16 protein-coding genes are annotated in these 15,477 nt (G+C 40.1%); 3 read left to right on the top strand and 13 right to left on the bottom strand.

The genetic code is table 11. The annotated features are described in order from the left end of the window. Positions 1-12: 12 nt before the first annotated feature. The gene (locus SAE01_RS16750; protein WP_147204949.1) at positions 13-771 is read right to left on the bottom strand and encodes a DUF4197 domain-containing protein; all 759 of its coding nucleotides are present in this window, start codon (positions 769-771) and stop codon (positions 13-15) included. 304 nt (positions 772-1,075) lie between these two features. Between SAE01_RS16750 and SAE01_RS16755 the strand changes: the two genes are divergently transcribed. Together SAE01_RS16755 and SAE01_RS16760 are read left to right on the top strand one after the other, a co-directional pair. Beyond that, complete coding sequence (locus SAE01_RS16755) at positions 1,076-1,888, top strand: glutaminyl-peptide cyclotransferase (protein WP_147204950.1); 813 nt, start codon at positions 1,076-1,078, stop codon at positions 1,886-1,888. Positions 1,889-2,014: 126 nt separating this feature from the next. Then, positions 2,015-2,437, top strand: a complete 423-nt coding sequence (locus SAE01_RS16760; RefSeq protein ID WP_147204951.1) for a response regulator — start codon at positions 2,015-2,017, stop codon at positions 2,435-2,437. Between the two features lie 77 nt (positions 2,438-2,514). Here the strand turns inward: SAE01_RS16760 and SAE01_RS16765 are convergent, their stop codons facing one another. From SAE01_RS16765 to ku, 4 genes are all read right to left on the bottom strand, one after another. Beyond that, positions 2,515-3,573 carry a Gfo/Idh/MocA family oxidoreductase gene (locus SAE01_RS16765; protein WP_147204952.1) on the bottom strand — a complete coding sequence of 353 codons (1,059 nt, stop codon included), beginning with the start codon at positions 3,571-3,573 and terminating at the stop codon, positions 2,515-2,517. Positions 3,574-3,753: 180 nt separating this feature from the next. Beyond that, entirely contained in the window at positions 3,754-5,883 is a 2,130-nt protein-coding gene (ligD, locus tag SAE01_RS16770) for a non-homologous end-joining DNA ligase (RefSeq protein ID WP_170234182.1), read from the bottom strand. Continuing rightward, entirely contained in the window at positions 5,883-6,497 is a 615-nt protein-coding gene (locus SAE01_RS24540) for a DNA polymerase ligase N-terminal domain-containing protein (protein WP_170234183.1), read from the bottom strand. The genes ligD and SAE01_RS24540 overlap by 1 nt, the downstream gene beginning before the upstream one ends. A gap of 2 nt (positions 6,498-6,499) precedes the next feature. Then, positions 6,500-7,276: a non-homologous end joining protein Ku gene (gene ku / locus SAE01_RS16775; protein WP_147204953.1), complete on the bottom strand. Its 777-nt coding sequence runs from the start codon at positions 7,274-7,276 to the stop codon at positions 6,500-6,502. Positions 7,277-7,736: 460 nt separating this feature from the next. On the opposite strand from ku, the gene SAE01_RS24545 reads away from it, so the two are divergent. Beyond that, on the top strand, positions 7,737-8,018 hold the full coding sequence (locus tag SAE01_RS24545) for a hypothetical protein (RefSeq protein ID WP_170234184.1): 282 nt from the start codon (positions 7,737-7,739) through the stop codon (positions 8,016-8,018). Positions 8,019-8,091: 73 nt separating this feature from the next. On the opposite strand, the gene SAE01_RS16785 is transcribed toward SAE01_RS24545, so the two are convergent. The 8 genes from SAE01_RS16785 to SAE01_RS16820 all read right to left on the bottom strand — a co-directional run bounded on the left by SAE01_RS16785 (position 8,092) and on the right by SAE01_RS16820 (position 15,457). Then, positions 8,092-8,586, bottom strand: coding sequence for a CinA family protein (locus SAE01_RS16785; RefSeq protein ID WP_147204954.1), 495 nt, complete (start codon positions 8,584-8,586; stop codon positions 8,092-8,094). Between the two features lie 83 nt (positions 8,587-8,669). Next, on the bottom strand, positions 8,670-8,981 hold the full coding sequence (locus SAE01_RS16790; RefSeq protein ID WP_147204955.1) for a hypothetical protein: 312 nt from the start codon (positions 8,979-8,981) through the stop codon (positions 8,670-8,672). Positions 8,982-9,186: 205 nt separating this feature from the next. Continuing rightward, positions 9,187-9,987: a YciE/YciF ferroxidase family protein gene (locus SAE01_RS16795; protein ID WP_176599713.1), complete on the bottom strand. Its 801-nt coding sequence runs from the start codon at positions 9,985-9,987 to the stop codon at positions 9,187-9,189. A gap of 280 nt (positions 9,988-10,267) precedes the next feature. Continuing rightward, positions 10,268-10,621 carry a DUF952 domain-containing protein gene (locus SAE01_RS16800; RefSeq protein WP_147204956.1) on the bottom strand — a complete coding sequence of 118 codons (354 nt, stop codon included), beginning with the start codon at positions 10,619-10,621 and terminating at the stop codon, positions 10,268-10,270. A gap of 18 nt (positions 10,622-10,639) precedes the next feature. Then, entirely contained in the window at positions 10,640-11,629 is a 990-nt protein-coding gene (locus SAE01_RS16805; protein WP_147204957.1) for a chorismate synthase, read from the bottom strand. Between the two features lie 297 nt (positions 11,630-11,926). Continuing rightward, positions 11,927-13,195: a 3-phosphoshikimate 1-carboxyvinyltransferase gene (aroA, locus tag SAE01_RS16810; protein ID WP_147204958.1), complete on the bottom strand. Its 1,269-nt coding sequence runs from the start codon at positions 13,193-13,195 to the stop codon at positions 11,927-11,929. 25 nt (positions 13,196-13,220) lie between these two features. Next, complete coding sequence (gene aroB / locus SAE01_RS16815; RefSeq protein ID WP_147204959.1) at positions 13,221-14,240, bottom strand: 3-dehydroquinate synthase; 1,020 nt, start codon at positions 14,238-14,240, stop codon at positions 13,221-13,223. A 131-nt stretch (positions 14,241-14,371) separates the two neighbouring features. Then, a complete protein-coding gene (locus tag SAE01_RS16820) occupies positions 14,372-15,457 on the bottom strand; it encodes a chorismate mutase (RefSeq protein WP_147204960.1) in 1,086 nt (361 codons plus the stop codon). Positions 15,458-15,477 lie beyond the last annotated feature (20 nt).

Here is a 15,477-nt window from a genome sequence, read left to right on the forward strand (position 1 = left end):
CCTACCTGCCTTTTACTTTCCGAAAACTTTCTTAAGCAACGCTGTCGTTTGTGCAGCGGGATCTTTACGAATCTTCTGCTCCTCCAACGAAACTTCCTGGAAAATGCCTGACAGAGCTTTCTCAGTCACATAGGCGGAAAGATCTGTATTTACTTTTTGTGTGCTAAAGGTGTTGTAGGTTGTAAAGAGGGTGTTCCAATATTTTGTAGCGTTTACTTTTGCAAGTGACTGTTCTATCACCGGGCGAAAAGCCTCAGTGAGGTTAGCCGTTGTTTTACTTTTTAAATAATTAGTCGCGGCAAAATCTCCTCCCTTCAGAATGCCGACAGCATCTTGAATCGTCATCTGTTTAATAGCATTTATAAAAATCGGCGCAGCGCTTTTACTTGCATCTTCCGCAGCGCGGTTCATACTCAAGATAGCATTGTCTACCTGTTTGCCTAACCCGAGTGCTCTCAATTTCGATTCAACTTTCACAGCCTCAGCAGGCATTAAAATCTTCAATGCCGCGTTCTTAAAAAAGCCATCTACTGCTGATAGTTTTGATGTCCCTCTTTCTGTACCGACTTGTAACGCTTCCTTTAATCCACTTGCAATAGTGTTCGTCGATAATGAGTCTCCACTATAACCTCCAACAGAATTTATCACCTTGCCCAAAGATGAACGCGAAGTATCTTTTGAAATTTTATTAATCAAGCCTTTAAGGCCTTGCGCGTTTATACTTATGATGGAAATGAAAGAAAAAGAAGTAAAGAGGATAAATTTTTTCATGTTATGGTTTGTGCTGCAAAGTCAAAAATGATACCATTCAAGTGAAAGATCGGTAAATACCATCTTAGTCAGTGTTAAAGAATATATTATTACAAATGCCGGTAATATATCCCTTTCAACTCCTTCAAAAATGAGTTGTACAACTTCCTTGTTGATAGACTTGTCAGTGATATTTTTCGTGAAATCTATTTTGTCATTGCTTTGCTATCAGCTAAAAGTCAGGCTTACTGACAACAACGAAGCGAAGTAATTTTAACGGAAGCGATTATTCATCTTGCATACATTTGTTATAAGACTCTAAAACATGAAAAGACTTCTAGCATTTACCTCTCTTGCGCTGTTGGTTATAGGTTGTAAAAATGACTCTTCGAGTAGCGACAATACTGCGGCAACCACTACAGCTAATGCAGTTGCAGCTCCGGCAAACATTAATTATAACATTGTTGCAAGCTACCCTCACGACACGTCGTCTTATACCCAGGGACTAATTTGGCAAAACAATGCTTTGTATGAAAGCACCGGACTCGAAGGTGAAAGTCGTGTGATGAAAGTTGATCTTAAAAACGGTAAAGCAGAACAATCCATTTCAATTGATCCCGCTGTCTTTGGTGAGGGAATAACTATTCTAAATGATAAAATTTATGAGCTAACGTGGCAGAGCAATGTGGTGTATGTATATGATGCAAAAACTTTTAAAAAGATAAAGGAATTTGCGTGGGATCATGAAGGATGGGGCATTACTCATAATGGAAAGGAACTAATCATTAGTACAGGAGATAGTAATCTCTATTTTGTAGACCCTGAAACTTTTAAACTATTAAGGATTGTGGGCGTTACCGACAATAACGGTCCTGTTGGAAATCTTAATGAATTGGAGTATGTGAACGGAGCCGTTTTTTCAAACATCTACCTCACAGATTATATTGTTAGAATTGATCCTTCCAACGGTCATATTACAGGTAGACTTGACCTATCGGGATTGCTGGAAAAATCTGGTAAGACGGTGAATAAAGACAACGGTTACGTGTTGAACGGAATTGCTTTCGACAGCGTAAAAAACTCTCTTTACATCACCGGAAAAAAGTGGCCCTTATTATATGAGATGAAACTTAATTAGCAGTTTGAATGTTTATTTATAGTATTTACTAATAAACGAAAGCCTGTTCAAAAGGCTTAAAGCTAATTTTTCTCTGTTAACTGTTCTGTTTACTTTTATCAATTATAACCTAACTCATATAACAATTTGAAAAGCGGGCCGATCCTATTGGTTGAGGATGATATAGACGACCAGGAATTTATTATCGACGCATTGCAAACACTAGGAGTAGACAACCCTGTCGAGATATTTGACAACGGCCAAAAAGCACTTGATTACCTACTAACCAGCGATCAACAACCTTTTCTTATACTCTCTGATGTAAACCTTCCAATCATGAATGGTTTGCAATTAAAATCAGAAATTCAGCAGAATCCCTATTTGAAGGACAAGGCAATACCTTTCATATTTCTCTCAACCAGTGCTGATGCTAAAGCCGTGTACGAAGCTTTTGAGTTGAGCGTACAAGGTTTTTTTGTAAAGGAAAACACGTACGACGGTATACAGCGGCAGCTAAAACAAATTATGGAATACTGGAAGTCTTCCCGCCATCCTAACTCTACTCCGTAGTATTTAAGTATGCGCGTGACATCAGCGCTATAGTTAGAGAATGCTTAAGCAAAATCGACAATTCAAAAGCTTCTTATTTATTTACTAGAGTTAAATGCCACTACCCGTCGGTCTCTACTACTTTCGATTGCAGCTTCGATAACTCTGATAACGTCCAGGCCTTCTTCTGCTGTTACAGGGAGAGCTTCTTCGAATCTAACGGCTCTATAAAACTGGCTAAAATAATCGATGTAATTCCCTTGAGGAGGAGTTACGAGTTCTCTGACAATTTCATTGTTTCTCTCGGTATGTAACAACCCTCGACCATCTTCTGGCTCTATCCCCCACCCTTCACTATCCGGCGCTTTACCTGCAATCAAATCATTTTCCTGTATATCTGTTCTTGACTTAATGAATGAACCTTTTGATCCATGCAATACATAAGCTGGCAAACCTTCCCTTACCTGGTTGCTTGCTTTTAGAATGACTCTTTTTCTGTTATAATAAAGGATCACTTCAAAATAGTCATCCACTTTTGATATGGGACGAAGGATAGTAAGATCAGCAAAAACGGCTTGAGGCAATCCGAAGAGTTGCAATGACTGGTCTATTAAATGTGAGCCCAGATCGTAAAACAAGCCAGCGCCAGGTCCCGGAGTTTCTTTATGTAGTTTAGGACTTAATTGTTCTTTAAAACGATCATACCTTATTTCAACCTGGTTCGTTTCTCCTAACCAATTTCCCTGAACCACTTTTCTTACCAGTCTAAAATCGCTATCAAATCGCCTGTTGTGGTAAACAGACATCTTCTTTTTTTGCTTTGCGGCAAGTTCAATCAATTCTATTCCTTCTGCAGTATTGATAACAAAAGGCTTTTCTACGATTATATGCTTTCCTGCTTGTAAAGCTTTTTTGGCGTATTCAAAGTGAGTAACATTGGGAGTATTGATGATAACAAGTTCGATAGCCTGATCAGATAGCATTTCTTCAAGCGTATCAAACGATTTCACTTCAGGATAGAACTGCTGGGCTGTTTTTTTACTTCTTTCCCAAACGCCGTACAGATTGAAGTTTGGGTTAGCATGAATAAAGGGCGCATGAAAAACTTTACCAGACATACCGAAAGAACAGATAGCTGTTTGTAGAGGAATAGACATATTAATGATCAATTTTAAAAAATGTTGAAATGTACTTATAGAGCAAGTACAATTGGTTAAGTATTTAGGAAAGCTACATTAAGGCGTTTCAGACAAACGAAATGCGACGCAACGATGATCAATTGAAATACTAATGCAGGGTACCAAAATAAATGAAATAAACGAGTCCTGGACGCGACATTATCCTCCGAGTCTTTCTATGCAACTAACCAAGTCAATCGCATTTTTCGCATCAAGCATTGGGGCAAACAGGTCGCCCTTTTTCTCAATTCGTTTGTGTATAGTTTTTATCGTGAATGCTTGTGGCGTGAGGCCCGACTTAACTTCACTCCAATCCAATGGCGTAGACACAGTTGCTCCTTTCTTTGGCCTCAAACTATATACGCACGCAATCGTTTGCCCCTTCCTGTTTTGGAGGTAATCCATATAAATTTTGTCTTTGCTCCTTTTGGTTAAACTTCTTTCGAGCGTAGTGAACTCCGGTATTTGCGCGCTTGCTAACATACACACAATGTTCGCAAAATCCTTTGCCTGGTCATAATTGTATTTACCTCCAAGAGGCACGTAGATATGAAGGCCGGAAGCGCCGGAAGTTTTGCAAATACTCATAGCCCCGGCTTGATCGAAGATTTGTTTTACGACGTTGGCCGCTTCTATAACCTGCTCAAAAGTATTGTTGTCACTGGGATCGATGTCAATGATCAAATAGTCAGGATTGTCCAATGACTTCACTCTCGAATGCCACGGGTTGATTTCTATACAACCGAGGTTAGCAAGGTATACGAGCGTAGCTGCATCGTTGCATAAGATATAATCGATGTCTTTTTTTACAGAGTCGGAATACAAGGGAATATGCTTGACCCATGAAGGCGCTTCATCGCCGGCGTCTTTGTGAAAAAACCCTTTTTGATTAATACCGTTGGGCGTACGGAATAAAGACTCCGGTCTGTCTTTTAAATACGGGATGATAAGGGGCGCCATACGTTCGTAATACTCGAGCACTTCGCCTTTCGTTATGCCTTCATCAGGAAAGTAGATCTTGGTTATGTTCGTCGCTTTTACTTGCGCCTTGCCAAACGTGTAGATTCTTTCTTTCTCATTCTTTACAACATCTTTTACGGCCGGTTTTTCTTCTGTCTTTTTTGGCTTATTGGCTTCGCTTTTTTTCGCTCCTTTGGCTTTTTTGATTTCCTCGCTCTTAGCTGGCGCCTTTGAAGCTTTTGAAGCCACTTTTTTCAAAACTTCTTTTTTTGGAGCAGCCTCTTTGACCGCTGCTTTTTTAGGCGACTTTTTAACCGGCGTCTCTTCTATATTTTCTTCTTCCTCGATTTCAACAGTGTCTGTAATCTCCATTTTATTTGCATTAATAAATTGAGTGTTTACATCCTTTATGTCTTTGTCTTCTCTTAATCGTAAAAAAATTGGATGCCTTAATTTTCCATCTGAGGTCCATTCAGTAAACTTTATTTCACATACATATTTCGGTTCAACCCATGTGACCGGCATATTGGTTTTTACCTTTTCAGCAAATGGCGATTTTTCTATGATTAATGGTTGAAGCTTCGCTGAAATCTCTTTTAACAAAGAAGTGTCAAAGCCTGAACCTGTGTGACCGATGTAGGTAAGTTTACCGTCTACAAAACTTCCTAAGACCAATGCTCCAAAATATTTTCTTCCACCTCTTGGAGCAGTGAAGCCTGCAATGATTGCTTCGTCTGACTTATGGTGTTTTATCTTGAGCCAATCTGCAGATCGGTTACCGGGATAATATTCGCTACTCTTTTTTTTAGCCATCATTCCCTCAAGATTTCTTTGTTTTATTATTTCAAAAAAATCTTCCCCTCTTTCTTCTATATGATCGCTGTACTTAATTACGTCATCCTTCGGAAGCGTTTCTTCAAGCAATTTCTTTCTTTCAATTAATGGAGTACTATAGAGTTTTTTTCCATTCAATTCAAGCAGATCAAAAATGTAATACTGCAAGGGATAGTTTCTGAACTGTTCGTAGTGCTGCAGCTTCTGGAAGTCCGGGTTGCCCTCTTCATTTAAAACCACTACTTCCCCGTCGAAAACCGCATTTACTTTTAGTTTTGAAAGCGCATCTACAACATCCGGGTAGTTAGAAAGAAATGAGTTGCCGTTACGCGAATACAACTTGACTTTGCCTTTGTTAACCTCAGCGATAGCGCGATACCCATCCCATTTCATTTCATAAATCCAGTCCTCCTTCGAGAACGGGGTATCTGTATCTTTTGCCAGCATTGCCGGAATGAATTCTTCTAGCTTCCTTGTTGAGGTAGTATCAGCCATCAGGGCTTTTTTTTTGCCTGTTTGTCATCCAACCTATTAATAGCAAGCCATTTGTTTATAGGAGAGTTTTTAGGAGTGTTTTCTTCACTGTTATAATCTTCTTGTACCGCAAAGCTGTCGTTGTGTTTTATCAACAACCAACTGTTTGAGTTGCTGCCTTTTAACCTTACGAGCGCAAACTCGCCCTTCAATTTCTTCCCGTGCAAGACGAACTTCAGGTTGCCTGCTTCAAGGCCGGCTTTTAAAAGCTTTTCATTTTCTTTGGAGGAGCCCTTGTCTTGTATAGCAGTATAGGTACCACTGTCCCATATTTCAACAATGCCTGCGCCATAGTTTCCTTCAGGGATGACTCCTGCAAAATCTTTGTAATCATACGGATGGTCCTCCACCATCATAGCCAATCGTTTGTCATGAGGGTTAAGACTTGGTCCTTTAGGTACTGCCCAACTTTTTAGCACCCCATCCATTTCCAATCGAAAATCGTAGTGCAAATGCGAAGCCTTATGGCGTTGGACTACAAACGCAAGCGTATCGTCTTTGCTATTATTTTTCTTACCGGATGGTTCAGATGTTTGCTTAAAATCTCTTTTGGTATTGTAGGTGGCTAAACTCATTGTTATGAAGCTTTCTTTTTCTTAGTACTTAAACTTGCTTTTAATTGAGACATTAAATCCTCTGTTGCGCTGTGAACTACTTTCATTTTTCCTGGGGCAGGTTTCGCACCCTTCGATTTTGCCTCTATTACCTTCATCAACTCCTCGGTGTAGGTATCTTTGAAAGCAGTGATGTCGAACTTAGAAGTTAACTGATCAATTAAAGATATAGCCATATCCAGCTCTGCCTTTTTTATTTCGGGCGCATCAGGAAGTGCCAGTTGATTAGGATCCCGAATTTCTTCGGCAAACCGTATCCGGTTTAAAATGATAACCTTATCTCGCGGTCGTAAGATTGCCAGTCCTTCCTTATTACGCATTACGAACGTGGCGATGCCTACTTTCTTTGTCTTAAGCAGCGCCGCTCTCAACAACGCATATGCTCTTGTACCACTTTTATCCGGTTCTAAATAATACGGTGTTTCAAAATAGACGCTGTCAATTTCCTCTTCTTTTACAAAGTCTGAAATTTCAATTGTCTTTGTTTTTTTTGCATTGGCAGCTTCAAAATCTTTCTCGTCCAAGATCACGTATTTATCGCCAATCTTATATCCTTTTACAATCGCGTCCCAATCAACAGGCTTTTGAGACTTTTCATTGATACGCTGGTACTTAATCCTCGAAAGATCATTCTTATCAAGCATGTCAAGGTTCAATTCGCTACGTTCAGTGGCACTGTACATTTTTACGGGAATGTTCACCAATCCAAATCCGATTGCTCCCGTCCAAATAGGTCTCATAATGTTACTTTTTTTATTGATGAATTAAAGGAGAGTAAGTATGTCACCTGCTGTTGCTCATCGTTCGTCTCCTGTTGTGTCACTCACTTCGGCTCAATCTTTCCACTTCATCAAAAGTTTTATTTTCTATTACCTCTCCACTTACTAAACTCTCATTAATAGGGAGTTATGTAAATACAATGAAAGTTTCGTGCCTTTTCTAAACAAACGAAAGAATAGCATATAAAAAGTTTCTTAAAGACATTCGAGGAAAATAGTCTACAGCTTTCTTTTTATTTCATTTACAATCATTTACAAAGACAATCGATGTTATATTCATTCAAAAAATATTATTATTGCAACTTAAAATCATAACGAATGTTATTAGATCTGTTTTACTTATTTTGTTGTTAATGGCATGGTTTTATAACTAATTTATTAACTTTCTTTCTCCAGTTCACTCTTTAAATTTTTTATTCAAATGATAACAACCAACACTCGAAACAATGAAACCGGCGTAACTAGCGGTGACGAAAATTTTCTTACTAATACTGGTTTTTTCACCTCTGCATTATCAGTCGATGATGATGATTTAGATGAAGACGATGATATTGATGATGACGACGATGACCTTGATGATGTAGATGATTTAGATATTGATGAAGTAGATGAAACTGCTGCAGAGCCTGTTATTGATGATGCAGATTTAGATGACGATCTTGACCTGGACGAAGATGACGATGACGACGAAGATGATCTTTAATTAGTGATTTATAAAACGAAGAGGCGATCTAAAAAGATCGCCTCTTCGTTTTATATCAAACTCAGATGTCAGTCTACTTTTTGCCAAATTCCAAATGTTGCCGAATTTTATTGACAACCTGTTTTGCATAATCAATCTGCACTTCATAAGGAAGTTGTTCCGGCGCGGACAGTCTATCAGCTACAACAACCTGTCCTTTATAGGCCAATGAAAAGTAGGCAAAGAGGCCTTCTTTTTCGCACTCAGGTACAACAGATGCATAGCCTGTAATACCAATTCCATAATCACTCGAAAACATTTTACTTACTTCAATGGCCATCGTATCTGCAATTCTAGCCGCTACACAGTTGACCTTTCCACCCAATATTGGATCGATGTGTAAATGCCTTGCTTTCTGACCAATGTTGTAGGCAGTTATTCCTCCCTGGAAATATTTTGAGGCATCGATGCCTGCTGAAAATGCTGCCTGTAAATGACCAGCCGTCACGCTTTCTGCGGCAGCAATTGTTTCTTCCCTTTCTATTAAAATATCCTTTACGGCATTTATTGCTTCTTCATTATAGATCATAATAATATTGCCCCTTTCTTGTTAAAGAAAAAGTGCAGAGCTAAACATTTGCAGCCCTGCACTTTTTTGCTTACGCTTATTAGTTATTGCTGTGTTGCGCTGCCTTCATGTTTTGATGCCGCATTGTCTACGCTTCCATCAGGTCCTAGTCCACTTCCGGCTTTAGAACCATCACTTGCACCTCCCCCTGTGTCTCCAGGCACAGTTGCAGGACCACCATCATGCCCGTGCTTAGAATATTTTTCGCTGTCCGCATCGTTACTGCTGCCAATAATGCCCATATTTCCTCCTATGGTACCATTATTCATATTTCCATGATCCTGGTCTCTTTCCGCATTACTTTCAGCATTTCCAGCATTGTTTTGCTGTTCTTGAAATTTATCTTCATTAGCCATAGATACCTCCTGTTAATTTTATTAATAATATTATTGTTAGAGAAAATTCATGCCACTAGTTTCTGGATCGGCAAATGCAGAAATGCATCTTCCTTAACTTTTTTCAACCCTGTAGTTTAAATGTTTCCAGACCATTTTCGAAAAACTGATATAAAAGAAAGAGGACGGAAATATTTCCGTCCTCTTTCTTTTATAAACCCCAAAACTAATCCTCAGTATTACCATCATCGCCCGCCTCAGCATCTAACTTTTCATCTTTTCCCTCGCTTTGTTCACCACTTACTTCACTTTCACCACCTTCTGCCTCTGCTTCCTGGTTAATGTTACTTTCCGCAATTTGGGTCAGCAACATGTCTGTGTCTTTTTCTTCCTGGAGTGTTTGTCCCAAAAGTTCTTTTACCTGGCTCTCTCCCATTTGCGCAGCGAGCGTGGCTAAGCTTCCATAACTGGCAATCTCATAATGCTCCATTTTTTGAGAAGCCATAATCAATGCTACATCGCGAGTCATGCTTCCTTTCTTGGTATCCTTAATCATGCTATCAGCCTCTCTTATCAAGCCTTCAATTGCTTCGCATTTTTTTCCTTGTGCCTTTTTACCTAATATTTCAAATACTTGCTCTAATCTTTGAACCTGTCCGTTTGTTTGTTGCGAATGCTGTTCAAAAGCGCCTCTCAATTGTTCTGAAGTTGCAGCTTTTGCCAATTTAGGTAGAGCTTTTACTCCACTCTTTTCAGCATAATAAATGTCTTTCAAAGAGTCTAAGAACAACGTCTGCAACATTGTTTCGTCGCTTACCGGAGCAGCTTTTTTAACGGGAGCTATTTTCTTCATTGCTACCTTTTTTGCTGGAGCAGCAGTTTTTTTAGCAGCAGCTTTTTTAGCGGGAGCTTTCTTTGGAGCTACTTTTGCTGCGGCTTTCTTAGCGGCTGCCTTTTTGGGAGGGGCTGCTTTTTTTGCTGCAGCTTTCTTAGGCGCTGCTGCTTTTTTACCTGTTGCCTTTGCCATAAAATAAATATTTTAGATGAGTTAATATTACTTCAGTGTGCATAAAAGTAATGCCATTGAAAAACAATAGCTTATGCCGAAACATGGCGAAAAATTTCCACACGTATTTCCTTTAAGTAAAATAAAGTATGAGGCCTTTGGCGGAGAGAAGGGTTTAAGCATTTTTTGCAGAGGATTTTAAAAGCAAAAACGCTTCCAGTCAGTAGTAAGCAATAATCAAAAGAGAGTTTTTCAATTAAGAAAAACTCTCTTTTATATGTTCAAACTAAGAAGCCTTGTACTAATCAACTCTTCTGTTGTCGATGTTTTCTTTGTCCGAAGTTATTGGAGCCAGAAAAACTATCTCAATTACTGCTGATAAATTTAAAGGACCGTATACATGGGGGAACTCTTGTTGCAATTGTTCATCGCGATCGTATTGCAACTTCTGGTTGAGGAGTGAAGGATCAATTACTAGTTTCACCAGGTTTTCCTGTCCTTTAAAGTGTCTTTCCTGCACACTTTCCAATTGTTCCTGCGTGCAACAATGTACAAATCCTTCTCTTTGAAATGAAGGTGGCTCATAGCTGCCTTTATCTTGTGCGTCTTCCCACTCTTCAACTGTTGTTAGATGATAAATAACCTGAGAATCCATGTTTCGTTGATTTTTAAATTATACAATGCGGTTGATTCTATTTTCCAGCATTAGCAAATCGGCCAGCACAAATGCTGTTACCGCCTCTAATACTACCGGAACCCTCAATGCAATGCACAGATCGTGCCTTCCCTTCACCGAAAATGTATCTACTTCCCCTGTTTCCCAGTTAAGCGTTTGCTGCTCTTTCGGGGTCGATGAAGTAGGTTTTATCGCAATTCTAAAAACCAATTCGTTTCCATTTGTTATTCCACCTACAATGCCTCCGGCGTGGTTCGTTACTGTTTTGCCGGCAGCATTTTCAATAGCGTCGTTATGTACACTTCCAAACATCCTTGCTGCTTCAAAACCGGTTCCGAATTCAATTCCGCGTACAGCAGGAATTGCAAAAACCGCATGGCTGATGACAGACTCAGCCGAGTCGAAAAAAGGTTCTCCAAGCCCAATAGGAAGGCCAGCTACACGACACTCTACAATGCCTCCAATAGTGTCTTTTGCATCAATGGCTTTTTGCAATCCTTTTTCAATATCGGGCTCGCCACCAATCTCTAGAATTTTGGATTCAACCTTTACTTGACCCAGTAATTTTTTTGCTATAACGCCTGCTGCGACCAGGCACACGGTAAGTCGTCCGCTGAAATGTCCGCCGCCCCTGTAATCCTCGTGTCCGCCATACTTTTTGCTGGCCACAAAGTCAGCATGACCAGGTCTTGGAAACGACCGCTGCTTTGCATAATCGGTACTTCGGGTATTGTTATTTTCGAAAAGGATGGTGATGGGGGCGCCGGTGGTTTTGTTATTAAACAGGCCACTTTTAAAAATCGGCAAATCATCTTCTTTTCGGGGCGTAGTGCCTTTGGCGCCGCCTTTGCGTCGTTCTATATCAGCCAGGAAATCTTCTACCGATAATGATAATCCGGCGGGGCAACCGTCAATCGTTAGCCCAACACTTTCACCATGTGATTCTCCAAAAATGTGAATACGAAATATGCGGCCGAAACTATTCAAGTGCGTAGTTTTTTTATTGATTCAGATTATTAATTGTCTTTATTAAAACCGAAAAATGCATCTTAAAGGTCGAAATTATAACTGCTTGTGTTATCGTCATTTTACCTGCAATCAACATTATTGTGTCACTCACTTGTACCTTAAGTTCTTTGTTGCACGGTTCCAATTACACGTTTTCGGACATTGCAAAAAGATTAGATATTGACACAGTACAAGAGTGCGACGCAACGAATGATCCATCTGTGTTTATATGCCGGTTACCAAAAACGATTTAAAAAAGATGCAAACCTCGTGAAGCTAAAAGTTAACTGTCGCTCCTAATTTCTGTAAATGACGGTAAAAGTCGGGATACGATTTATTAATAGCTTCAGCGTCTTCGATGGTTACTTCGTCGTCTGCCTGCAATGCAGCAACCGCACACGCCATAGCAATCCGATGATCGTGACGTGAATGAACTGTGGTACCAAATAACTCAGATCCACCCTCAATCAACATGAGATCATCTTGCAAGGTTATCTTGGTACCCATCTTCCCAAACTCTTCTTGCAAGGTAAGGCCGCGGTTACTTTCTTTATGCGCCAACCGGCTTACTCCCTTAATAGTTGACGTTCCACCGCAGTAAGCAGCCAACGCAACCAGCGGGGGGAAAAGGTCAGGGCAGTCTGTAGCGTCGAAATCAAAAGCCTTTAAATCTGTCGGTGGGCCGATGTTAATAGCATTTGGGCCAACGGTTAAATCGCACTCACAATCCTTCAAAGCTCGCATCACCTCTCTATCTGCCTGTGTTGATAACAGATCTAATCCCTTTACGGTGATTTTACCAGAGATTGCACCTGCTACCAGTAGGAAAGCAGCTCCGCTCCAATCGCCTTCAACTGTGTACACCTGCGGCTCGTAATTTTTTCCCTGCGGCTCAAGATGAAAGACTTCATAATTGGTATGGGTCACTTTTCTGCCAAAACTTTCCATCACCTTCAGCGTAAGGTCGATGTAAGGTTTGCTTTTAAGATTGTTTACTTTAATTGACACCGGCTTTGTGACTGAAGCGCCGTAAGCCATCAACAACCCTGTGAGAAATTGGGAGCTTAAAGAGCCATCGACCTCAATGTCTGAAGGAACCAAAGGACCTTGTATTTGCAATGGAAGCTTACCCTCTCTCGAATGAATCTTGATATTCAGCTTTGGAAAAATCTCGTCAAAAAAGTGCATGGGCCTGGTAGATAAGCTACCCGTACCGTTAATTGTAATATGCCCGTTACTAAGGGCAGCAATGGGCGTAAACATGCGAATGCCCAAACCGCTTTCGCCACAATTAATCTCTTCTTCTATGGGGTCAACTCCGAGGCTATGTATTGTAATTGATCCATCCTCATTTTCTACAACTCTTGCGCCTAGTTTCTGAATAACGTCCAACGCTGCAAGGTCGTCGTTGCTTTTGCCCGGATTTATTATTTCGGAAGCACCTTCAGAAAGCAGCGCAGCAGCGCAAGCACGTTGCATACTACTTTTACTGGCAGGCGCAATAACAGAACCGGTTAGAACGGAAGGTTTAATTTTTACTATCATACTCCTAAATTCCGTGAAGGGAACTTTATAGATTATTGATTAATGCGTGAATTTGTTCAAAAGGTAAAGGGACAATCGTTGCTTTACCTATTTTATTTAGAAGTACGTAATTGATAGATTGATTGCTTTTCTTTTTATCGCTCTTTAAAATTCTGAAAGTTTCTTCTTTATCAAATTCAAACTGCGGAGGAAGACCGTATTGTTTTAAAACGTTCACAACACGTGCTGTGTCTTTAAAACCGGTGATTTCTTCAGAGAATTTACAAGCCACACCCATACCAATACTCACGGCATGACCATGCGGAATTTTATAGAGATTTTCAACAGCATGTCCAATCGTATGACCAAAGTTTAGCAGTTTTCTATCTCCATTTTCAAACTCATCTGTAACGACTACCTTAGTTTTTAAAAGCGCATTCCGCTGAATAAGCTTTGCAAGATTTTCGGGGTCTTTTTGAAAATAATCAAGTTTATTTTCCTCCAGCATGTTAAACATCGGAGCGTCTTTGATACAAGCATGCTTGATTACTTCGGCAAAACCATTTACCCATTCTTCTTTCGGCAATGATTTGAGCAACGAGAAATCATACAATAGAAAAGCCGGTTGTTTTATTAAACCAACCATGTTTTTATAAAGACCTACATCAATTCCGTTTTTGCCACCAATTGCGGCGTCCACCATGGCAAGGATTGAAGTAGGAACAAATCCAAATGCAATACCTCGCATGTAAATACCAGCCACATAGCCAGTAATGTCTGTAATCACCCCACCTCCAACACCGACTAACGTTGTGTTCCTGTCTGCACCTACATCTATTAATTGCTGTATAATATCGTCTACTGTCGCCTGTACCTTATGTTGCTCGCCCGCTTTTATTATAATTGATTTCCAGCCTTTGAATTTTTTCTGGTGTTTAGCAAAAACATTTTCATCAGTTACAATTACGGCATTGTCTTTAGAGACTAATTGCTCTAGGTAATTGAAATCAGCGTTGAAATAATAGTTGACGGTGGAAGAGGAAAATGAAAATGACTTCTTGATCATAAGCAGTGGTGATCCCTGCTGGTTGCAGGTAACGGTTATTGTACAGCCATAGCTGTTGTAGAAAAGAAAGAATAGAGGCTTAAAAAAGAATGGTCGCCAACACGGACGGCTGGCGACCAGGAAGTATTTTCTTAGCTATTCATTATTGCAGTCTGGTGATTGATACTTTCCATGTGAACCGCGTCGTAATATTTTGTTATGAACTCATTACTCAAGCCTAATGATTCACCTTTTCTGAAGGCTCTTTCCAAAAGTTCGTTCCAACGATTTGTCTGAAGAATAGTGATATCGTTCTCTTTTTTGTACTGGCCGATCTTGTCGGCTATCTTCATACGTTGACCTAATAGCTGCATCAACTCATCATCTATGTGGTTGATTTGTTCTCTCAATTTCTCAAGTGCGACAACAAATTCTCTTTCATTAGTTGTTTCGTGTCTCCACTTGATGCCATCCAAAATTTCTGCAAGTCTTTCTGGGGTAACCTGTTGTTTTGCGTCGCTCCAGGCTTTATCAGGATCAATGTGACTTTCAATCATTACACCATCGTAATCAAGGTCAATTGCTTTTTGAGCAACACTTTGCAGCAACGTACGGTTACCTGAGATATGACTTGGATCGTTAATGATCATCATATTTGGGTTACGACGTTTCATTTCGATAGCAAGGTGCCACATGGGCGCGTTACGATATTCTGTGTTACCATAAGAAGAGAAGCCACGATGAATTAAACCTATGTTTTTGATGCCTGCCTTAGCAACACGCTCAACGGCGCCTATCCATAACTCTAAGTCAGGGTTGATTGGATTTTTTATAAGAACAGGCACATTTGCTCCGCGAAGTGCATCAGCAACTTCCTGTACACTGAATGGATTAACAGTGGTTCGTGCTCCAATCCACAAAACATCAACATCAAAATGCAAAGCATCTTCTACCTGTCTACCGGTAGCAACTTCGATCGCAATAGGAAGACCAGTAATTTTTTTTGCCTGGTTTAACCAATTAAGACCTTTTGTACCCACGCCTTCAAAACTTCCCGGGCGGGTTCTCGGCTTCCAGATACCGGCTCGAAGTACATCTACCTTGCCTGTTGCTTTTAAACGGGTAGCTGTTTCAATTACCTGCTCTTCAGTTTCGGCGCTGCAAGGTCCGGAGATAATTAGCGGACGTTTAGAAAGTACTTCATCGATTGTTGACGCAGCATTTAATGTTTGTTCCATTTTTAATTTATTGAAGTAAA

It is taken from the genome of Segetibacter aerophilus (assembly GCF_007991655.1).
Lineage (GTDB): Bacteria > Bacteroidota > Bacteroidia > Chitinophagales > Chitinophagaceae > Segetibacter > Segetibacter aerophilus.